The following is a 21,159-nucleotide window of genomic DNA, read 5'->3' as shown; positions in this document are numbered from 1 at the left end:
CCCCGTCCGCTCGTCTCACGAACACCAATGGTGCCCTACTCCGCCCTCAGAACCGACCATGGTCCGACTGCCCGGGTTCGAGCTTGAAGCACCAGGAGCTTGCAGCGATCTGCACTTTTGACGCCTGGGGCACGAGACGGATCGTGTACCTCGTTCCAGCCTCATCCCGTATCACCAGCCGGTTGCCCCCCAGGCGGCTGTCTTCCCGTTCCGTCGTGAAGTCCGAAGAGTCGGCAAGAGCTTCCTCCATCGATCCATACAAAGAATCGACGTCGAAACCGGTGACGTATTCCACCGTCGTCACCCCCGTCCACCGGTACATGCCTCCGGGACAAGACAGCAAGACGCCCGTTGGAGACTCCTCCACGCTCAACGTCTCGCTCGGGGGTATGAACTGCGCCAACGATTGCTGTGATGCTCGAATGCCCTCACGGAGTGCGGGCAGATCGACCGTGGTCGCCCCTTCGGACATGGGATTTCCCTCTCGTTCGTCTGAGTGTGGAGCAGAACAGCCGGCTAGCGCCAGCACGATCGTCGCTGACAGCGTCATGAGACGAGACATTCGCTTAGGAGTCACGACCGTAGAGTTCCTCCCACAGGTCGTTGAGGATCTGATCGTTCTCGACTCCGGTCTCGGCAACGAGAGAATGGTTGTCGTCGAGCCTCGATGGAGGGACGACGGCCAGCCCGGAGTCAACGAGCTCCACGTCGTCGGGCCCCAGGTAGTACCCCTGTGATTCGAATGCATCTGACCTGTTCGGGTTGCGGCCACCCCAGACACCACCCGTGCGCTGAGCAGCCTGGAGGAAGTCCCAGTAGCTGTAATCGCTGTATGTCGAACCAGCTCGCGGTATCCATTCGGCAGGCATCCCGGCGCCAGCGAGAGAGATGACCTTGTCATAAGCAGCCCCTCTCACCTCGGCTGACGTGATGTTCGCAAGCCCCCAGCTGTGGCCGATGGCGACGTCACGGTATCCGGGTTCCGACCTGATCGGATCGACGGCGAGTCCCCGCTGAAAGTCGTATAGAGCCTTACTCGTCCTGCGCGCGAAGTCGGGGTCGTTCGCCTGCGCAAAAGCCCCGACGAATTCTGCGGGATCTTTGCGGCCCTCGGCCCCACCGGGAAATACGCCGTCCTTGAAGATGAACGCCACCGTCGACTTGTACGGGTCTTCCGCCTGCAGCCACCGCGCCATCTGCTGGACCGTCTCGGGGTCTCGGTAGAACGAATCCATGTTCGTCAGCGTCCCTGGCACGTAGGTCAGCACCGTCCTGGTCTTGTCGTTCCACTCACCGATCATCTCGATGATGCGGCTCTTCGCCGGGTCGAACAGGTACAGCTGCACCGTCGGCGGCTGCGCCACCGCGCCCTTCAGGTAGGCCCGCTCGCGCGCCAACGCCGCGAGCAGCTCGGCATCCCCCGTCGATCCTCGCCGCTCGAGCGGGCCCACCAAGCGGTCGATCTCGGCGATGCGTCGTGCCGCGTTGATCGCGTTCGCCGCGATCCTCACCGACGGCGGCAGTCCATCCATCGCCCCAATGATGGCCGGCGCCCCGCGCACCAGAGCCACCTGCAGTGCCGTCAGTCCGTCGGCGTTCCGTGCCCCCTGCGCTCCCAGGCCGTCCCACCACGCCCGCACCTTCGCGGGGTCGGCGAGGAACGCCTCGTCGACCAATTCGGGGTGCCGCTCGAGTAGCATCGTCAGCTCGGTCGCCGACAGACCTGCCAGCAGATCGAGCAGCCCCTCGGCCGACCCCGCAGAGAGAGCCGCCTCGGTGACCTGGGGCAACGCCCCCATCGCCTCGAGGCTCTGCAACGCCGCGATGCACCGACGGTCGACGGTCGCGCGCTCTTCGACCAGCTCGGACCACAGCCCCGCCACGACCTCGAGCTCGAGCTGCGCGTCGTCGATGCGCCGCTGCAACGTCGTCCGCTCTCCGGACCGGTACTCCGACTCGTCGACGATGCCGAGGAGGTCGTCACGCGCGGCGTCCGCCGCCTCGCGCATGATCGTCTTCAGCGTCGCCCCCGTCGACATGACGGTCTTCTCGGCCATCGCACGCCGCGCCTCCAGGGTCTGCTTCGACCCTTGGATCAACGACACCGCCGTGGCGTACGCCTCGAGTGCTGCCGCGTGGTTCTCGAGGCCTCGCGCGACGGCGGACACCTCGGCCGCAGCATCGGTCACCGCCGCGACGAACTGCTCACCCGAGAGCCCCTGCCAGCACTCGGTGCCCCAACTCGCCGCCTCGGTCAATCGGTACGACGCCACCTCGAGGTCGTCGACTTCGTCACGCCGAGACGTCGCCAGCCGCCGGATGCTGTCGACCGAGCCGAGGCCCGGGTCGTCGCCGCGGCTCATCTGGACCCCACCCCGGCCAGGTCGCCGACGGGCAAGCCCGCAGCCAACCGGGCCTCGACCTCGGCGAATTCGAGCATGAAGGTCGTCGGGAAGTCGCCCACCGCCTGGATCGCCTCGACGGTCAACTCGGCCCGTCGGACCAGCTGCCCGGTCGCCTCGTCGAGCACGGCCGCCACGCCTGGCGACCCCATGTCGGCCGCCGACGCCGCCGCCAGCGTCGCCGAGACCACGGCGTCGACCGCTGCCGTCGACACCCGCCACGCCACGGACGTGAGCGTCCGCTCGTCCATCACCAGATCTGCCATGCACCCTCGCCCTCCGTCATGCGACATCGACATATCGCGTTCGATGGGAGCCACCCTAGCAATGCAGAACGCCCGGTGTGGAAACGATCCACACCGGGCGTTCAATTCACAGGTCGTCGACGAGACGACCGGGGGTGCCGTGCCTACGGGCGCTTGCGCTTCTCGCGCACGCGCATGTTCACCGTGATCGGCGTGCCCTCGAAGCCGAAGATCTCGCGCAGGCGCCGCGTGATGAACCGGCGGTACTGGGGGTCGAGGAATCCGGTCGTGAAGAGCACGAAGGTCGGCGGACGGTTCGCGGCCTGCGTTCCGAAGAGGATGCGCGGCTGCTTGCCCGACCGCAACGGGTGCGGGTGCTCGGCGACGAGCTCGGCGAGCAACGCGTTGAACTTGCCCGTCGGGATGCGGGTGTCCCACGACTCGAGGGCCAGCTCGAGGGCGGGCACGAGCTTCTCGAGGTGACGACCGGTGCGGGCCGAGATGTTGACCCGCGGCGCCCACGACACGTGGTCGAGGTCTTGTTCGATCTCACGCTCGAGGTAGCGGCGACGGTCGTCGTCCAAGAGGTCCCACTTGTTGAACGCGAGCACGAGCGCACGGCCCGACTCGAGCACCAGGTCGATGATGCGCAGGTCTTGGGTCGAGATCTGCTCGGTGACGTCGATGACGACGACCGCGACCTCGGCCTTCTCGAGCGCGGCGGACGTGCGCAACGACGCGTAGAAGTCGGCACCCTGCTGCAGGTGGACACGCTTGCGGATGCCGGCGGTGTCGACGAACGTCCACACCCGACCGGCGATCTCGACCTGCTCGTCGACGGGGTCGCGGGTCGTGCCGGCCAGCTCGTTGACGACGACGCGCTCTTCACCGGCGGCCTTGTTGAGCAGCGAGCTCTTGCCGACGTTGGGTCGACCGAGGATGGCTACGCGACGCGGCCCACCCACCTCTTGCTTGGCCACGGTCGACACGGCGGGCAGCTTGGTCATGCAGAGGTCGAGCAGGTCGGCCACGTTGCGGCCGTGCAGGGCCGACGCCGGGAAGGGCTCGCCGAGCCCGAGCGACCACAGCGACGCGGCCTCGAGGTCTTTGCGGGCGTCGTCGCTCTTGTTCGCGACCAGGATCACCGGCTTGTGCGAGGCCCGCAGCATGCGCACGACGGCTTCGTCGGTGGCGGTCGCCCCGACGTTCACGTCGACGACGAACAGCACGGCGTCGGCCAGGTCGACGGCGATCTCGGCCTGCATCGCGACCGAGCGGTCGATGCCGATCGCGTCGGGCTCCCACCCGCCGGTGTCGACGAGCGTGAAGCGACGTCCGCCCCACTCTGCCTTGTACGAGACGCGGTCGCGCGTCACGCCGGGCTTGTCCTCGACGACGGCCTCGCGCCTCCCGAGGATGCGGTTGACCATGGCGCTCTTGCCGACGTTCGGTCGACCGACGATGGCCAGCACCGGCAGGGCCGGGGCGTAGGTCAGCGCGTTCGGGTCCCACTCGCCGCCCTCGAGGACGTCGATGTCGCCCTCGTCGAGGTCGTAGTCGGACAGGCCGGCGCGCAGGGCCCTGGCACGCTGGTCGGCGTCCTCGTCGGGCATCGCCTGGATGCGGTCGACCATCTGCTCGTCGAGCTCGGGGTACTTGTCGTCGTCTGCCATGGGGGCTTCCTCTAAGAAATGGGGGTGCTCGCTCGCACGAGCTCGACCACGGCCTGGACGGTCTGGTCGAAGTCGAGTGAGGTGGAGTCGACGGTGGAGACGCCGGGTGCGGCGGTCATGAAGTCGACGACCTTGCTGTCGAGCCGGTCGCGGGTCGAGAGCTGCCGAGCTGTCTCTTCGGCACTCTGCCCGGTCACCTCGGCCGAACGCCTGGCCATCCTAGCCGCTTCGCTGGCGGTCAACAGGATTCTGACCTGGGCATCCGGTGCGACCACGGTCGTGATGTCGCGCCCTTCGGTCACGATGCCCGGCCTGTCGGTCGAGGCGATGATGCGCCGGAACAAGTCGACCATGAACCGTCGCACCTCGGGCACCTTGGCCACGTGGCTGACCGCGGTCGTCACGCGGGGGGTCCGGATCTCGTCGGTCACGTCGCGACCGCCGACGGTCACCGAGGAGGCGCGGGCCGGGTCGATCTCGATCGCGTACCGGAACGACGGCAGCGCAGCGATGATCGCGTCCGCGTCGTCGAGGTCGACGGCGTCGTCGAGGGCGTGCAGGGCGAAAGCGCGGTAGGCCGCCCCCGTGTCCTGGTAGTCGAAGCCGAGCGCGACGGCGGAGGCGCGGCTGACGCTGGACTTGCCGCTTCCGGCCGGTCCGTCGACGGCCACCACGACGTGGCGGTGCACGGCGTCGGCGGTCTCGGCACGCAGTTCTTCGACGTGGGCCTCACCGGCCGGGCCGCCGACGCCGTGTTCACCGGGCGCCCGCTCTGGGTCGACCTGGGTCGGGTCGACGCCGGCCGGGTCGATCTGGGTCGGGTCGACGCCGGTGGGTTCGACGCCGGCCGCGCCTCGGTCGGCGCTCATGCGAACGCCCCCGCGACGGTCCAGCCCCGGGCTTCGAGCTCGGTCACGAGTCGGTCTTCTTGTTCGGGCACGATCGATACCTCCGCGAGTCCTACCTGCGCGCCCGGCGAGTGCTCGAGCCGCAGGTCTTCCAGGTTGACACCGATCTCACCGATCTCGGTGAGCAGGCGGGCCAGCTGCCCGGGGGTGTCGTCGACCATGACGATCACCGAGCTGAACTGGGTCTGTTGCCCGTGCTTGCCGGGCAGCCGGGCGACGCCACCGTTGCCGGCGCCGATGCTCTCGGCCACGGCCCGGCGGCTGCCGGGGGCGTCGGGGGCCTCGAGGGCGACGACGACACGGTCGAGGTCGGCCCGCAGCTCGCGCAGCACGGCGGCCACGCGCGAGGCGTTCGCCCCGAGGATCTGGGTCCAGAGCGCCGGATCGCTGCTCGCGATGCGCGTGACGTCGCGGACGCCCTGGCCCGCGAGGCCGAGGGAGGCGTCGGGCGCGTCGCGCAAACGGGTCGCCATGAGCGAGGCGACGACTTGCGGGGCGTGGCTCACGAGGGCGACGCCGGCGTCGTGTTCTTCGGGGGTCATCTCGATCGGGGTCGCCCCGAGGTCGAGCGCGAGGTCTTCGACGGCTGCCGCCCGTCGGTAGCTGATGTCGTCGTGCCCGGCGATCACCCAGGGGCGACCGACGAAGAGGTCGGCGCGCGCCGAGACGGCTCCCCCGCGTTCGCGGCCGGCCATCGGGTGCGACCCGATGTAGCGCGACACGTCGGCGCCGCGCGCGCGCAGTTCGGCGAGCGGGGCGACCTTGACCGACGCGACGTCCGTGACGAGCGCCTCGGGCCAGGCCTCGAGCTCACGGGCGACGATGTCGCTGGTCACGTCGGGAGGCACGGCCACGACCACGAGCACGGGGGCGTCGCCCTCGGCCGGAGGTCGGCCGGCGCCGTAGTCCACCGCGAGGCTGCGCGCAGCCGGCGAGACGTCGTCGAGGATCACGTCCACGCCGTGCTGCCGCAGTCTCAGGCCGATGCTGGCCCCGAGCAGCCCTGATCCGACGATGCGCACCTGGCCCACCAGCCGCCGGCTGCCGGCCGACAGGGCGTCGGCCGGCGAACCGCCGGCGACGGCCGCGCCGACGCCCGCCACGCCGGCGCCCGTCACGTCGACCGGAGTCGCGCCCTCAGCCGAGGAGGCGCGGTGCGCGTCGGTCACGACCGCCCGCCCCCTCGAGGACCACGTCCCCCGGAGTCGGGTCGGCCACGGTACGGACGGTCACCGCCGCGGTCGTCACGGCCGCTGCGGTCGTCGCGACCGCCTCGATCGTCACGCGGACCGCGAGCGGGTCCGCCTCGCGAACCACCACGGTCGTCGCGCTGCTCGCGGCCCTGGTGGCCGCCGCTGCGCGAGCCGCCCCGGTCGTCGCGACCCTGGTAGCCCCCGCGCGAGTCCTCACGGCCGCCACGGTCGTCCCGGCCCTGGTACCCGCCCCGCGAAGCACCACGGTCGTCACGTCCACCCCGGTCGTCGCGGCCCTGGTACCCCCCGCGCGAACCACCACGGTCGTCGCGCGAGTCACGCCCGCCCTGGTACCCGCCGCCGGTGGCACGGCGGTCGTCGCGACCGCCCCGTTCGTCCTCGCCGCGCTCGGCGCTGCGGTCGACCCAGCCCCGGTTCGTCGCCTTGCCACCGGCACGGATGCCCGAGGGGCGTCCGGTGCGGGGGTCACGGTTCGCGTCGCGGTTCGGGTAACCCGCCGCACGCTCTTCGCCCGGGCTCAGCGGACGGTCACCGCCACCCCGCGGGGCACGGTCGTCACGAGACACGAACCCGCCACGAGCTCCACGGTCGTCGCGAGACACGAAGCCACCGCGATCGTCGCGCCCGCGCCCGTCGTCGTTCCGACCTTGGTAGCCACCCCGCGAGCCGTCGCGATCGTCGCGACCCTGGTACCCGCCACGTGACGCACCCCGGTCGGCGCGCCCCTGGTACCCACCACGGACCGGACGCTCGTCGCGTCCCCGCCCGTCGTCGTTGCGGCCCTGGTAGCCACCACGAGACGCCCCCCGACCGTCGTCGTTGCGACCCTGGTACCCACGGGACTCGCCACGGTCGTCACGGCCCTGGTAGCCACCACGCGACGCACCACGACCGTCGTCGTTGCGCCCCTGGTAGCCACGGGACTCGCCGCGGTCGTCACGGCCCTGGTAGCCGCCTCGAGCCGGACGCTCGTCGCTGCCGTGGTAGCCGGTGCGAGCCGGTCGCCCCTCGCGTCCGCGGCCGTCGTCGTTGGTGCCCTGGTACCCGCGGACCGGGCGCTCGTCACCGCCGCGCCCGTCGTGCCGGTTGCCCTGGTACCCCTCTCGGGTCGGACGCTCGTCGCGCTGGCCGCGCCGCGCCTCCTGCTCTCGGCGCACCTGCGCACGGCGCGAGGTCGACTCGGCTTGGTCGCGGGCCGCGGCGCGGCGGCGCTCGGCGCGTGCGTCGGTCGCGGGGTCGTACTCTTCGTCGTCCTCGTCGTAGTAGTCCTTCTCGACCTCGTCGTCGGCGAGCGCCAGCTCGACGACGTCGGCCTCGTCGACGGGGGCGTCGGGGCTCTCGGTGATCGGGGCGGCGTCGACCGTCGAGGCCGACGTGGCGTCGCGCGAGATCGTGAGGATCGCGCCGAGTTCGACCTTGGTCAGCGACCGCATGTGACCGACCTTGAGCGTGCCGAGGTGCAGCGGGCCGAACGAGCGACGGACGAGGTCGATGACCGGGTGGCCGACGGCCTCGAGCATGCGGCGCACGATGCGGTTGCGCCCCGAGTGCAGGGTGATCTCGATGAGCGACGAGTCGGTCGAGCGCGAGAGGCCCGCGCCACCCGCCACGAGCGTCGCCTTGTCGGCCGCGATCGGGCCGTCGTCGAGTTCGACGCCCGTCGTCAGCTCGTTGAGCACGGCGGGCGTGACGACGCCCTTCACCTTGGCGATGTAGGTCTTGGTGACGCCGAACGACGGGTGCGCGAGCACGTGCGCGAGCTCGCCGTCGTTCGTCAGCACGAGCAGGCCGCTCGTCTCGACGTCGAGGCGGCCCACGTTGAAGAGGCGCTCTTCGTACTGCTCGGTGAACTGACGCAGGTCGGGGCGACCGTTCTCGTCGCTCAGGGTGCTCACGATGCCGACCGGCTTGTTCAGCATGACGTAACGGCGCGTGGCGTCGAGCTGAACAGCGCTGCCGTCGACGACGATCTTGTCGGTCGTCGGGTCGATGCGGCGGCCGGGCTCGGTGACGACCTTGCCGTTCACCGTGACGCGTCCGGCGGCGATCATGTCTTCGCTCACGCGACGCGAGGCGACGCCCGCGGCGGCCATGACCTTCTGGAGGCGCTCGCCCGAGGCCAGCTCGGAGTCGTCGGCGGACGACGACGAGGAGGAGTTACGCGACATCGTCGAAACCCCCCTGGCCGTCCGAGAGCAGGGGCGAGATGAGCGGGAGCTCATCGAGCGAGTTGATGCCGAGATGGGTCAAGAGGAGGCCTGTCGTTTCGTAGTTGATGGCGCCTGTCTCGGGGTCGGTGGAGGACTCCGTGATCAGGCCGCGTCCCAGCAGCGTACGGACGACCGAGTCGACGTTGACCGCCCGGATCTGGGCGATGCTGCTGCGGGTGATGGGTTGCTTGTAGGCGATGACCGCCAGCGTCTCGAGAGCCGCTTGTGACAGTTTCGTCGGGTTCTGCGTCAGCACGAAATCGCGCACGACCGGATCGTGCTCGTCTCGGACGTAGAACCGCCAGCCGCCGCCGACCTCGCGCAGCTCGAAACCACGCCGCACCGTGCCGTCGACGCCGTCGAAGTCGGCCACGAGCGTCGCGATCGCCTGACGCACGGCGGCGACCGGGGCGCCGACGGCCGTGGCCAGCTCGACGAGCGGCTGTGGCTCGTCCGCCACCATCAGCAGGGCCTCGAGCTGGCGCGCGATCGGGGCCGCGGGGCCTCCCTCGGGCGCGGCCGCTGCCGAGCCCTCTGTCGATGCCGAGCCCTCGGTCGATGCCGAACCCCCGGTCGTGGACCGGGCCCCGGACGAGGAGGCGCGAGTCGCGTCACCCCTCATAGTCGGCCCCCAGCGCCGCGAGGTTCTCTTCGGTCCAGGTGTCGGCGACCCAGCGGACGCTGAGCTCGCCGAGCGGCTCGACCTGCTCGAACGAGATGGACGCGTGTCGGTACAGCTCGAGCAGCGCGAGGAACCGGGCGACGACGACGCCCTTCTCGTCGACGTCGGCGACGAGCTCGCGGAACGTGACGACGCCACCACGGCGCAGCAGCGACACGACGATCGCGGCCTGTTCGCGGATGCTCACCAGCGGGGCGTGCAGGTGGTCGAGGCCGACCGTGGGGATCTCGCGCGGCGTGAGCGCCAGCGTGGCGAGGGCGGCGAAGTCGTCGGGCGACAGCGTCCAGACGAGCTCGGGTGCGGTGACACGGTACTTCTGCTCGAGTCGCACCGATCGCGCGTGCCGGGCCGCCTCGGCGGCACCGTGTCGGGCGAACCACTCGGCCGCCTGTTTGAACGCGCGGTACTGCAGCAGGCGGGCGAAGAGCAGGTCGCGCGCCTCGAGCAGGGCGACGTCCTCGGCGTCGACGAGCTCGCCCTGCGGCAGCAGCCCCGCGACCTTGAGGTCGAGCAGCGTGGCGGCGACGACGATGAACTCGCTGGCCTGGTCGAGGTTCTCGTCGGTGTCGATGCGGCGGAGGAACGACAGGAACTCGTCGGTCACGGCGCTGAGCGCGACCTCGGTGATGTCCATCTCGCGCTTGGTGATCAGCGAGAGCAACAGGTCGAACGGCCCGCTGAAGTTGTCGAGCCGCACCTCGAACGCGGGCGAGGCCTCGGGACCCGCGAGGGCGGTCTCGTCGGCGCCGACCTCGGCGGTCGCCGGATCAGGCCGCGGCACCACGCGCGATTAGCTCTCGGGCCAGCTGGCGGTAGGCCTGCGCCGCCGGGTGCTCGGGGGCGAACTTCGTGATCGGGGTGCCCGCGACCGAGGCGTCGGGGAACTTGACCGTGCGGCCGATGACCGTCTCGAGCACCTGGTCGTCGAACGCCTCGACGACGCGCTCGAGCACCTCGCGGCTGTGCAGGGTGCGCGAGTCGAACATCGTCGGCAGGATGCCGTCGAGCGTGATCGCCGGGTTGAGTCGGTCGCGCACCTTCTCGATCGTCTCGACGAGCAGGGCGACGCCGCGCAGCGCGAAGAACTCGCACTCGAGCGGGATCAGCACGCCGTGCGCGGCGGTGAGGGCGTTGACGGTCAGCAGCCCGAGCGAGGGCTGGCAGTCGATCAGGACGACGTCGTACTCGTCGCTGACCTGGCGCAGGATGCGGGCGAGGATCTGTTCGCGCGCGACCTCGTTGACGAGGTGCACCTCGGCCGCCGAGAGGTCGATGTTGGCCGGCATGACGTCGAGGTTCTCGACCCGCGTCGGCACGATGACGTCGTGGGCGTCTTTCACGGCACCGATCATGAGGTCGTAGACCGTGGCCTGGTCGTGCGACTGCACGCCGAGGCCCGCGGTGAGGGCGCCCTGCGGGTCGAAGTCGATGGCCAGCACGCGACGGCCGTACTCGGCGAACGAGGCGCCGAGGTTGATGGTCGTGGTGGTCTTGCCGACGCCGCCCTTCTGGTTGCAGAGGGTGATGATGCGGGCCGGGCCGTGGCTCGACAGGGGCGCGGGAGTCGGGAACTCGGTGCGCGGACGCCCGGTCGGGCCGTTGGCGGGGACGGTCGCCGGAGCGCTCTCGAAGAGGGCGGGGGTGCTCGAGGTCGGCTTGGTGCTCACGGGTACGAGAGTACCGGCGACCTCCGTCGACGACGGGCTGCCGCGCCCGGCCCGTCACCAGGAAGCCTCATGCCTTGCTTGAGGGTTTTGCCTGGTCAGCGCCGGGTCGGCTCGCAGTCGGCACCGGGTCGGGGCACGCGGTCGGCACACGGTCGGCGTCGGGTCACGACGCCCAGCGCGCCCGCGGGTGGGCCGTCGAGTAGACGTCCCTCAGCGCATCCGCCGTCACCAGCGTGTAGATCTGCGTCGTCGCCACCGACGAGTGCCCGAGCAGCTCTTGCACGACGCGGACGTCGGCTCCGCCCTCGAGCAGGTGGGTCGCGAACGAGTGCCGCAGCGTGTGCGGCGACACCTCGATTCCGAGCTGGGCCCGCTCGGCGGCCGCCTGGATGATCAGCCAGGCGTTCTGCCGCGACACCCTGGCCCCGCGCGTGCCGAGGAAGAGCGCGGGAGACGCCTCACCCCGCGGGGAGAACACCGGCCGGGCCCGCACCAGGTACGCGTCGAGCGCCCGGCGCGCGTAGCTGCCGAGGGGGACGACGCGTTGCTTGGAGCCCTTGCCGAAGAGGCGCACGACGTCGCCCTCGATGACGTCGTCGACGTTGAGCGACACGGCCTCGCTCACCCGCGCGCCCGTCGCGTAGAGCAACTCGAGCAGCGCCTTGTCGCGCAGCCGCGTCGGCTCGTCTCCGTCGGTCGCGGCCAGCAGCGCCTCGACCTGACCCACCGAGATCGCCTTCGGCAGGCGGCTCGGCAGCTTGGGCGGCCGGGTGGTGCCCGCCACGTCCACCGCGACCAGCCCCTCCTCGAGGGCGAAGCGGTGGAAGCCCCGCACCGACGACAGAACACGGGCCACCGAGGAGGCGCCCAGCGGCTTCTCGGCGCGGGTCGCCAGCGCCGCCGGGAACGTCGCGACGTCGGCGGGCTCGACCTCGTCGAGGGTGCGTCGCCCGGCCTCGGCCAGGTGCGCCCGCCAGAGGACCAGGTCGCGGCGGTAGGCCGCGGTCGTGTTCGGGCTGAGGCCGCGCTCGACCGAGACGTGCCTCAGGTAGCGGTCCAGCGCCTCCTCGATCGTCACGACGTCAGGCTACGGCGACGCGCGCCGCCGCGAGGGGCCGACGCGCTCGTCAGCGGGAGGCGACCGCGGCGAGCGCCGCGATGCTGAGGATCGAGTTGTGCAGTCGCCCCGCGAGAACGCCGTCGACGATCTCGTCGAGCGAGACCCAGCGCTTCTCGATGTCGGCCTCTTCGTCGCTGCGCTCGAAGGCGTCAGAGGTGGCGCTGACGCCGGTGGCCCGGAAGACCGTCACCATCTCGTCGTTGCCGCCGGGGGTGGTGTGGAACGACACGAGTTCGTCCCAGGTCGTCGCCTGCAGATCGGCCTCTTCGGCGAGCTCGCGCTTCGCGGCGTCGAGCTTGCTCTCGCCCTCGGCGTCGAGCAGGCCGGCGGGCAGCTCCCAGTCGCGGGTGCGGATCGGGTGACGGTACTGCTGGATCACGAGCACGCGCTGCTCGTCGTCGACGGCCAGCACGGCCACGGCACCGGTGTGCGCGACGTACTCGCGCACCATCGGCTTGCCGTTGTAGTCGACGGTGTCACGCTTGACGTTCCAGACGGCGCCCTCGAACACCACCTCGCTCGTCGTGACCGTGGGCGACGCGGGTTCGTCGGCGAGCGGCGCCGGCCCACCAGCCGTCGCACCCGTGGCGGCGGGGCCCGTGGCGGCCGGGCCGGTGGCGGCCGCGTCGGTCACGCGACGACCTCGACGGCGTCGGCCTCGTCGGCCTCGTCGGCGAACAGCTTGCTCGCGTCGTGGCGCTCGAGCGACGCGGCGACGAGCCCGGCGAACAGCGGGTGCGCGTCGTTCGGACGCGACCGCAGCTCGGGGTGGGCCTGCGTGCCGATGTAGAACGGGTGCACGGCGCGGTCGAGCTCGACGTACTCGACGAGCGTGCCGTCGGGCGAGGTGCCCGAGAACCGCAGGCCCGCGTCGGCGATCTGCTGGCGGTACTGGTTCGAGACCTCGTAACGGTGACGGTGGCGCTCGGAGACCAGCTCGGAGCCGTACAGGTCGGCAGCGAGCGAGCCCGGGGTCAGCGCGGCCGGGTAGAGGCCGAGGCGCATGGTGCCGCCCAGGTCGCCGTCGGCGATGATGTCGACCTGCTCGGCCATGGTCGCGACGACGGCGTACTCGGTGTCGGGGTCGAACTCGGACGAGGAGGCGCCGGTCAGGCCCGCCTCGTTGCGCGCGTACTCGATGACCATGCACTGCAGCCCCAGGCAGAGTCCGAGCGCCGGCAGACCGTTCTCGCGGGCGTACCGCAGCGCACCGAGCTTGCCCTCGATGCCGCGGATGCCGAAGCCACCGGGCACGCAGATGCCGTCGACGTCGCGCAGCGCCTTGGCCGCGCCGTCGGGCGTCTCGCAGTCGTCGGAGGGGATCCAGGTCAGCGACACCTTGGTCTGGTGCGCGAAGCCGCCGGCCTTGAGCGCCTCGGTGACCGAGAGGTACGCGTCGGGCAGGTCGATGTACTTGCCGACCAGGCCGATCGTGACCTCGTGCTTGGGCTCGTGGACCGCCGTCAGCACCGGCTGCCAACCCGACCAGTCGACCTCGCCGGCCTTCTCGCCGAGGCCGAGGTGGTCGATGATGTACGCGTCGAGCCCTTGGTCGTTGAGCATCGCGGGGATGTCGTAGATGCTCGCGACGTCTTTCGCGTTGACCACGGCGTCCTCGTCGACGTCGCACATCAGGGCGATCTTCTTCTTGTTGCTCTCGCTGACCGGACGGTCGCTGCGCAGCACGAGCGCGTCGGGCTGGATGCCGATCGAGCGCAGGGCGGCGACGCTGTGCTGCGTCGGCTTGGTCTTCTGCTCACCCGAGGCACCCATGTAGGGCACGAGCGAGACGTGGACGAAGAACACGTTCTTGCGGCCGAGTTCGTGACGCACCTGGCGCGCCGCCTCGATGAACGGCTGGCTCTCGATGTCACCCACGGTGCCGCCGACCTCGGTGATGATCACGTCGGGCTTCGGGTCGTCGTCGGCCTGCTGGCGCATGCGCCGCTTGATCTCGTCGGTGATGTGCGGGATGACCTGGACGGTGTCGCCGAGGTACTCGCCGCGACGCTCCTTCGCGATGACGGTCGAGTAGATCTGACCGGTCGTGACGTTCGCCGACTGACCGAGGTCGATGTCGAGGAAGCGCTCGTAGTGCCCGATGTCGAGGTCGGTCTCGGCACCGTCGTCGGTGACGAACACCTCGCCGTGCTGGAACGGGTTCATCGTGCCCGGATCGACGTTCAGGTACGGATCGAGCTTCTGCATGACGACCCGCAGCCCGCGGGCCGTGAGCAGATTGCCCAGGCTGGCGGCCGTCAGGCCTTTTCCGAGGGAGGAGACGACGCCTCCGGTGACGAAGATGTGCTTCGTCGTGCTGGCATCTGGACCCGAGTTCTCAACGTTCACCACGGGATTCCATCCTATGTCACACCGGACGGTTGCGACAGACCACGCCTGTTACGAACGTGTGTCGGCCGTGGCCGGGCGACGGGCCGCCGAGGCGAGCTCGAGCAGTTCGCGAGCGTGCTCGAGCCCGCTCGAGCTGTCGGGCAGCCCCGAGAGCAGGCGGGCCATCTCGGCCACGCGCTCGTCGCCCTCGAGCTGGTGCACGCTGCTGGCCGTGACCTCGCCCGACGCGTCCTTGACGACGCGGAGGTGGTTGGTGGCGAACGCGGCGACCTGGGCCAGGTGCGTCACGACGATGACCTGCGCCCGCTCGGCGAGCGCCGCCAGTCGACGACCGATCTCGATCGCGGCCGACCCGCCCACGCCGGCGTCGACCTCGTCGAAGACGAAGGTCGGCACGTCGCTCGAGCCGGCCATGACGACCTCGAGCGCGAGCATGACGCGGGAGAGCTCACCGCCCGAGGCCCCCTTGCCGAGTGGCCGCGGCTCGCTGCCCGGGTGCGGGCGCAGCAGCAGCGACACGACGTCGCCGCCGCTCGTGCCCAGCTCGTCGCGGGGGGTCACCTCGACGACGATCTCGGCACCCGTCATCGCGAGGGCGCTCAGCTCGGCGCTGACCCGGGTCGACAGGTCGGCCCCGGAGGCGCGGCGCAGCTCGCCGAGGACGCCCGCGCGCCGCTCGGCCTCGGCCCGCAGCTCGGCCACGTCGTCGTCGAGGTGCGCGAGCCGGTCGTCGTCGCCGTCGAGCTCGACCAGGCGGCGGCTGCCGTCGTCGAGCAGCCGGATGACGTCGTCGAGGGTGGGGCCGTATTTGCGGACGAGCCCGGCCAGGTCGGCACGGCGCGTCTGCACCGACTCGAGCTCGACCGCGACGTCGGCGTCGAGGGTGCCGAGGTAGCTCGAGAGGCGGGACGCGGACTCGCCGACCTGCACGCTGACCTCGGCCAGCAGGTCGGCGATGGGGGCCAGCGCGGGGTCGTGGGGCGCCACGCGTTCGATCTGACGCCGTGCCTCTTCGACGAGGGACGCCACGTCACGGGTCCCGTCGACGGCGTCGGTGGAGAGGACCTCGTGGGCGAGGCCGGCCGCCAGGCGGAGGTCTTCGGCGTTGCTCAGGCGTTCGGCCGCGGCGTCGAGCTCGTCGAGTTCGCCTGCGACGGGGGCGAGGCCCTCGATCTCGTCGATCGCGGCCCGCAACGTCTCGGCCTCGGCGCGTCGGGCGTCACGGTCGCGGGTGATCTCGTCGAGCTCGGCGCGGGCGGCCAGCCAGGCGTCGTAGGCGCTGCGGTAGTGCCCGGCCGCCTCGGCGAGGGCCGCACCACCGTGCGCGTCGACGGCGGCCCGCTGCGCGGCGGCGGACTTGAGCCGGATCTGCTCGGACTGGCCGTGCACGACGACGAGGTGGTCGGCGAGGTCGCCGAGCACGCCGACCGGTGCCGTGCGACCACCGACGACGGCGCGGCTGCGCCCTTCGGCCGACACGACGCGACTGAGGAAGAGCTCACCGTCGTCGACGTCCCCGCCCGCGTCGCGGACGCGTTCGACGATGGCGCCCTCGGCGGGGACGAGCCACCGGCCGTCGACGACGGCCTGGGGGCTGCCCGACCGGACGACCCCGCTCTCGGCTCGCTGACCGAGCAGCAGGCCGAGCGCCGAGACGACCATGGTCTTGCCCGCACCGGTCTCGCCCGTCACGGCGGTGAAGCCGGGCCCCAGGGGCAGCGTCGCGCGACCGATGACGCCCAGGTCGCGGATCGAGATCTCTTCGATCATCGCGTGCCCTCGGCGGTCGGTTCGGCCTCGACGCGGGCCGGGCCGCGCCACCCGGTGACGGGCAGCTGGAACTTGGCCACGAGGCGGTCGGTGAAGGGGCCGGTCCGGAGGCGGGCCAGGCGGACGGGCTGGTCGGAGCGACTGCACTCGACCCGGGCCCCCGGCGGCAGGTCGTGCTCGCGCCGGCCGTCGCACCAGAGGATGCCGCGCGCGTCGGTGCGGCTGAGCACCTCGACGGCGAGCACCGAGTCGGGGCCGACCACGAGCGGGCGCGCGAAGAGGGCGTGGGCGCTGAGCGGCACGAGCAGAAGGGCCTGCACCGCGGGCCAGACCACGGGCCCGCCGGCCGAGAACGAGTACGCCGTCGAGCCGGTCGGGGTCGACATCACGACGCCGTCGCACCCGAACGACGACAGGGGCCGACCGTCGACCTCGATGACGACCTCGAGCATGCGTTCGCGTGAGGCCTTCTCGACCGTGGCCTCGTTCATCGCCCAGGTCTCGTAGACGACCTCGTCGCCGTTGGTCACCTTGACGTCGAGCGCGAAGCGCTCCTCGACCTCGTAGTCGGCCGCGAGCACGCGGGCCACGGTGTCGGCCATCTCGTCGCGCTCGCTCTCGGCCAGGAACCCCACGTGCCCGAGGTTGACGCCGACGATGGGCGCCCGGGTGCCACGGATCAGCTCGGCCGCCCGCAGGATCGTGCCGTCGCCGCCCAGCACGATGACGCACTCGAGGTCGTCGCAGGCGACTCCGTCGAAGAGGATCTCGACGTCGTCGATGGCGGCCGTCGGTTCGGCCCGGCGGATGTCGTCCCACTCGTCGCGCGGCAGCACCGGCACGACGCCGGCGTCGCCCAGCAGCCCGCAGACCGCGAGAGCCGCGTCGATCGAGTCCGGTCGCCCCGTGTGCGAGACCACCAGGATGTGTCGTGTCGGGGAGATGTCGTTCACCCTCTCGTCAAGCTGTCGGCGGTGCTGAGCCATTCTGTCGGATTCGACCCGGCCGAGGCCGAGAAGTGCACACAGTACTCGCGGTTGCCCGAGCCGCCGACGATGGGGGACGAGATGAGTCCGGCCGTGCCGAGGCCCAGGTCGTGAGCGGCCCACAAGACGCCGGTGACGGCCTCGTTCCGCAGTGCCGGATCGAGAACGAGGCCCTCGCGCACGCCCTGTCGCCCCGCCTCGAACTGCGGCTTGACCAACAGCACGAAGTCGTTCTCCACACCCACGGTCGCCACGAGCGCGGGCAACACCATGGTCAACGAGATGAACGAGACGTCGGCGACGACGAGCGACACCGAGGAGGCGCGGGTCGTCACCTGCGCGAACCGCTCGGCCGTCAGGTACCTCGCGTTCTCGCCCTCGACGATCGTGACGCGCGGGTCGAAGCGGACGGGGTTGGCCAGCTGGCCGTGGCCGACGTCGAGGGCGATCACGTGCACGGCCCCACGCTCGAGGAGCACCTGGGTGAAGCCGCCGGTGGACGCGCCGACGTCGAGGGCCGTCCGCCCGGTCGGGTCGACGCCGAACGCGTCGAGGGCGCCGATCAGCTTGTGCGCCGCCCGACTCACGTAGTGGTCGAGACCGGCGACGGCGACGTCGTCCGACTCGGCGACCCGGGCCGACGCCTTGACGACGCCGACGCCGTTCACCGTCACGAGGCCGTCCGACAGCAGTCGTGCGGCGTGCGTCCGCGACCGCGCGAGGCCACGCCGGGCCAGCACCGAGTCGAGTCGTTCGCCTGCGGCCTCGGTCGACGTCATCGACCGCCCCGACCGGAGTCGTCCGTCGTGCCCTCGAGCACGGCGCGGAGTTCGTCGTGGACGCCGCCGAACGCCGCGGCCCGGGATTCCAAGGGCAGGGACTCGATTTCGGCCACCCGGTCGGACCAGCCGGCCCGCGCCTCCTGAGGCTCGTCGGCGTCGGGCACTGCGCCCCGCCGCGTGAAGCCGGAGGGCGTGCCGTCGGGGGCGGTCTCGTCGTGGTGGTCGTCGCTCATGGTGCCGTCCAGACTAGCCGCCGCCCATGACGCTCGAGACGGGCGGAGGGCCGCCGCGAACAGGACGGCAGGCAGGCAGCCCGGCTGGGCGGGCGGTCAGCCGTCGGCGTGCAGCGCAGGGTCGACGTCGAGGCCGTAGATCGCCTTGCCGGTCCCCCACACGGCGACGGCGCCGGCGCGCAGGAGGTCGACGGGGTCGCCTCCCGCGGACAGGACGCGCACCACGTGACCGCGGACGGCGACGCTCGCGGCACGGACGGTCACGACGTGGACGTCCTCCTCGTCGTGCTCGACCGTCTCGGGGTAGGGCTGCGACAGCTCGCGGAGATCACCGACGATGAAGTCGGGGCGCGACTTCGCGTCGGCCGCGAGGACCTGCTTCGCGCCGTCGATGCCGGTGAGAACCAGGATCGAGGTCAGTCCCGCCGCGTTCGCGCCGACGATGTCGGTGTCGAGCCGGTCGCCGATGAAGGCGGCCTTCGTCGCCCCGAAGCGTTCGACGGCCGCCGCGAAGATCGGCGTCTCGGGCTTGCCGGCCGTCACGGGCAGGCGCCCCACGGCGGTGTGCACCGCCGACACGAGCGTCCCGTTGCCCGGCGCGATGCCGCGCTCTTGCGGGATGGTCCAGTCGGTGTTCGTCGCGATCCAGGGGATGCCCGTGTGCAACGCGTACGACGCCTCGGCGAGCTGCGCCCACCCGACGTCGGGGCTGAAACCTTGCACGACGGCCGCCGGGGAGTCGTCGGCCGATCGGGTCACGACGAACCCTTCGGCCTCGAGCACCGACGTCAGCCCCTCCCCACCGACGACGAGGACGGTCGAACCCGCCGGGACGGCGTCGGCCAGGAGGCGCACCGCGGCCTGCGGGGACGTCACCACGTCGTCCGCGCCCACCTCGAGCCCGTAGCCCGACAGCTGGGCCGCGACGGCCTCGGCCGTGCGCGACGCGTTGTTGGTGATGTAGCCCACCCGACGGGTCGTCGCGACGTCGGTCAGGCTCTCGACGGCATGGTCGACGGCGTGCCGACCACGGTAGACGACGCCGTCGAGGTCCGCGAGGACGGTGTCGACGCCGTCGAGGGGGGTCCGGCCGTCAGCCACGGTGCTCGTCGGCGCCGTCGTCCCGCGTGGTCGTCTCGGGATCGGCAGTCTCATCGTTCTGGTCGTCCTCGTGGTCAGGCATCTCGCGGTCATCGACGGCCGAGGTCACGTCCGCGGCTCCGGCATCGGAGGTCTCGTCGACCTCGCCGACCTCGGTGACCTCGTCGGCCTCGCCGACCTCGTCGATCGCGGTGACCTCATCGGTCTCGTCGACCTCATCGGCCTCGTCGAATCCGCCGTCGTCGTCGACCTCGTCGAGGCTGACCGATCGCTCGTCGACCGCGTCGACCTCGATCTCCTCCTCGACGATCTCGACGGTCTCGCCGTCGGCACCACCGTGCTCGAGCGCGGCCAGGGCGTCCTCGGCACGATCGGCCAGTTCGAGCCACTTCTCGCCTTCGTCGGGTCGGCCGAGGTCCTCGAGCACGGTGCCGTACGCCGCGAACAGCGCCGGACTGTAGCTGAACGCCTTGGTCCGGTCGAGTTGCGGGATCTCGAGTTCGCCGAGAGCCGCCTGGGGCTGACCGAGGTCGAGACGGGCACCCGACATCGCGATCGCCAGCGAGACCCGGACCTGCGCGTCGAGCGTGGACACGTCGACCGACCGACCGAGTTCGAGCGCCCGTTCGGGGCGACCGAGACCGCGCTCGCTGTCGACCATCAGAGGCAGCTGGTCGTCGCGTCCCGAGATGCGCCGGTAGGTGCGCAGCTCGCGAAGGGTCAGGGCGTAGTCCCCCACCTGATAGGCGGTGATGGCGATGGTTTCGCGGACGACCGAGATGCGACCAGCACGGCGACCGGCCGAGAGCGCGTGCTTGTGGGCCTCGGCGGGGTCTTCGTCGATCAGTCGGCCGGCCATCACGAGGTGCTTGGCCACCCAGTCGGCGTTCTCCTTGCTGAGGGTCTTCAGCTCGCCGCGCGCCACCTTGTCGAGATCGCGGGGCTCGACGTCGTCGGGCACGTGCGCGACCTCTTGGACGGGACGCACGGACTTGATGCCGAACGGGTCGCGATCTTCGGGGGTCTCACGAGGCTTCCAGCCATCCCGTCGGTCACCCCGCCCGGTCGAGCCGGCACGAGGCGCAGCACCACGACGGTCGTCACCACCGGGCCGGCCGCCCCGCTGCGGACGGTCTCCGTACGACGGGCGGTCACCGCGCTGGGGCCGGTCACCGTACGACAGCCGCTCCCCACGCTGCGGACGATCACTCGACGACGGTCGCTCACCCCGCTGAGGACGGTCACCGTAGGACGGACGCTCAGCCCGCTGAGGACGATCACTCGACGACGGTCGCTCACCCCGCTGAGGACGGTCACCGTAGGACGGACGCTCGCCACGCTGCGGACGATCCCCGCTCGGTCGCCCACCGGCAGGACGCCCACCGGTAGGGCGTTCCCCCATGGGGCGATCCCCCCGGGGAGGCCTGGCTCCTGAGGGCCGATCAGCCGAGCCGCGACCACGGTCACCGTACGAGGGGCGGTCGCCACTGCGACCCGCTCCCCCGTTGCCAGAGCCCGAGGAGGGGCGGCGCGGGCCGTCCTTGCGGTCGTCGTCGTCGCGATCAGTCACCGAAGTGCTCCTCTGTTGTTCTCTGCCAGCTGTCGAGTTGTGAAAGGGCGACTCTACCAAAGTGGTCGCAGCCCGCAGGAGGCGCGACTCGGCCACTCGAGACATCGTCCCGTAACGCAGAAAAGCCGCCCCACTGGGGCGGCTTTTCTGGTGTTGCTTGTGCTTTTGCACTAAAAGGAGTCCGGCGGTGTCCTACTCTCCCACAAGGTCCCCCTTGCAGTACCATCGGCGCTGAGAGTCTTAG

18 protein-coding genes and 1 pseudogene are annotated in these 21,159 nt (G+C 71.1%); all 19 read right to left on the bottom strand.

The annotated features are described in order from the left end of the window. Positions 1 to 46: 46 nt before the first annotated feature. The 19 genes and pseudogenes from ITJ55_RS00095 to ITJ55_RS00005 all read right to left on the bottom strand — a co-directional run bounded on the left by ITJ55_RS00095 (position 47) and on the right by ITJ55_RS00005 (position 20,306). Entirely contained in the window at positions 47 to 295 is a 249-nt protein-coding gene (locus ITJ55_RS00095; protein ID WP_194593576.1) for a hypothetical protein, read from the bottom strand. Between the two features lie 271 nt (positions 296 to 566). Then, positions 567 to 2,363, bottom strand: coding sequence for a hypothetical protein (locus ITJ55_RS00090; protein WP_194593575.1), 1,797 nt, complete (start codon positions 2,361 to 2,363; stop codon positions 567 to 569). Beyond that, positions 2,360 to 2,668, bottom strand: coding sequence for a hypothetical protein (locus ITJ55_RS00085; protein ID WP_194593574.1), 309 nt, complete (start codon positions 2,666 to 2,668; stop codon positions 2,360 to 2,362). Before ITJ55_RS00085 ends, ITJ55_RS00090 begins: the two co-directional genes overlap by 4 nt. A gap of 143 nt (positions 2,669 to 2,811) precedes the next feature. Beyond that, a complete protein-coding gene (gene der / locus ITJ55_RS00080) occupies positions 2,812 to 4,260 on the bottom strand; it encodes a ribosome biogenesis GTPase Der (protein WP_370544058.1) in 1,449 nt (482 codons plus the stop codon). Between the two features lie 71 nt (positions 4,261 to 4,331). Further along, complete coding sequence (gene cmk, locus ITJ55_RS00075) at positions 4,332 to 5,189, bottom strand: (d)CMP kinase (RefSeq protein WP_194593572.1); 858 nt, start codon at positions 5,187 to 5,189, stop codon at positions 4,332 to 4,334. Further along, the gene (locus tag ITJ55_RS00070) at positions 5,186 to 6,283 is read right to left on the bottom strand and encodes a prephenate dehydrogenase (protein WP_056258802.1); all 1,098 of its coding nucleotides are present in this window, start codon (positions 6,281 to 6,283) and stop codon (positions 5,186 to 5,188) included. The genes cmk and ITJ55_RS00070 overlap by 4 nt, the downstream gene beginning before the upstream one ends. A 1,538-nt stretch (positions 6,284 to 7,821) precedes the next feature. Continuing rightward, positions 7,822 to 8,610 (bottom strand): annotated as a pseudogene (locus tag ITJ55_RS00065) (pseudouridine synthase); the annotation flags it as partial. Next, positions 8,600 to 9,274: an SMC-Scp complex subunit ScpB gene (scpB, locus tag ITJ55_RS00060; RefSeq protein WP_194593571.1), complete on the bottom strand. Its 675-nt coding sequence runs from the start codon at positions 9,272 to 9,274 to the stop codon at positions 8,600 to 8,602. The gene scpB and the pseudogene ITJ55_RS00065, both read right to left, overlap by 11 nt. Continuing rightward, entirely contained in the window at positions 9,264 to 10,118 is an 855-nt protein-coding gene (locus ITJ55_RS00055; RefSeq protein WP_370543936.1) for a ScpA family protein, read from the bottom strand. Before ITJ55_RS00055 ends, scpB begins: the two co-directional genes overlap by 11 nt. Next, positions 10,102 to 11,001, bottom strand: a complete 900-nt coding sequence (locus ITJ55_RS00050) for a ParA family protein (RefSeq protein WP_056258563.1) — start codon at positions 10,999 to 11,001, stop codon at positions 10,102 to 10,104. The genes ITJ55_RS00055 and ITJ55_RS00050 overlap by 17 nt, the downstream gene beginning before the upstream one ends. 163 nt (positions 11,002 to 11,164) lie before the next feature. Continuing rightward, on the bottom strand, positions 11,165 to 12,079 hold the full coding sequence (xerD, locus tag ITJ55_RS00045; protein WP_194593570.1) for a site-specific tyrosine recombinase XerD: 915 nt from the start codon (positions 12,077 to 12,079) through the stop codon (positions 11,165 to 11,167). 49 nt (positions 12,080 to 12,128) lie between these two features. Then, the gene (locus ITJ55_RS00040; protein WP_194593569.1) at positions 12,129 to 12,755 is read right to left on the bottom strand and encodes an NUDIX hydrolase; all 627 of its coding nucleotides are present in this window, start codon (positions 12,753 to 12,755) and stop codon (positions 12,129 to 12,131) included. Next, positions 12,752 to 14,470 (bottom strand): CTP synthase, encoded by a 1,719-nt coding sequence (locus tag ITJ55_RS00035; RefSeq protein ID WP_194594660.1) that lies wholly within the window; start codon positions 14,468 to 14,470, stop codon positions 12,752 to 12,754. Before ITJ55_RS00035 ends, ITJ55_RS00040 begins: the two co-directional genes overlap by 4 nt. Positions 14,471 to 14,521: 51 nt before the next feature. Beyond that, on the bottom strand, positions 14,522 to 16,243 hold the full coding sequence (gene recN / locus ITJ55_RS00030; protein WP_194593568.1) for a DNA repair protein RecN: 1,722 nt from the start codon (positions 16,241 to 16,243) through the stop codon (positions 14,522 to 14,524). After that, entirely contained in the window at positions 16,240 to 17,229 is a 990-nt protein-coding gene (locus tag ITJ55_RS00025) for an NAD kinase (protein WP_194593567.1), read from the bottom strand. Before ITJ55_RS00025 ends, recN begins: the two co-directional genes overlap by 4 nt. Then, positions 17,193 to 18,008 (bottom strand): TlyA family RNA methyltransferase, encoded by an 816-nt coding sequence (locus ITJ55_RS00020; RefSeq protein WP_194593566.1) that lies wholly within the window; start codon positions 18,006 to 18,008, stop codon positions 17,193 to 17,195. The genes ITJ55_RS00025 and ITJ55_RS00020 overlap by 37 nt, the downstream gene beginning before the upstream one ends. Beyond that, complete coding sequence (locus ITJ55_RS00015) at positions 18,005 to 18,244, bottom strand: hypothetical protein (protein WP_194594790.1); 240 nt, start codon at positions 18,242 to 18,244, stop codon at positions 18,005 to 18,007. The genes ITJ55_RS00020 and ITJ55_RS00015 overlap by 4 nt, the downstream gene beginning before the upstream one ends. A 96-nt stretch (positions 18,245 to 18,340) precedes the next feature. Further along, positions 18,341 to 19,399 (bottom strand): HAD-IIA family hydrolase, encoded by a 1,059-nt coding sequence (locus ITJ55_RS00010; protein ID WP_194593565.1) that lies wholly within the window; start codon positions 19,397 to 19,399, stop codon positions 18,341 to 18,343. Continuing rightward, the gene (locus ITJ55_RS00005; protein ID WP_194593564.1) at positions 19,338 to 20,306 is read right to left on the bottom strand and encodes a hypothetical protein; all 969 of its coding nucleotides are present in this window, start codon (positions 20,304 to 20,306) and stop codon (positions 19,338 to 19,340) included. Before ITJ55_RS00005 ends, ITJ55_RS00010 begins: the two co-directional genes overlap by 62 nt. Between the last annotated feature and the right edge of the window lie 853 nt (positions 20,307 to 21,159).

This window comes from Frigoribacterium sp. VKM Ac-1396 (assembly GCF_015350895.1).
Taxonomy (GTDB): domain Bacteria; phylum Actinomycetota; class Actinomycetes; order Actinomycetales; family Microbacteriaceae; genus Frigoribacterium.
Note: the sequence above shows the minus strand (reverse complement) of the source record. Positions and strands in the feature narration are given on the sequence as shown.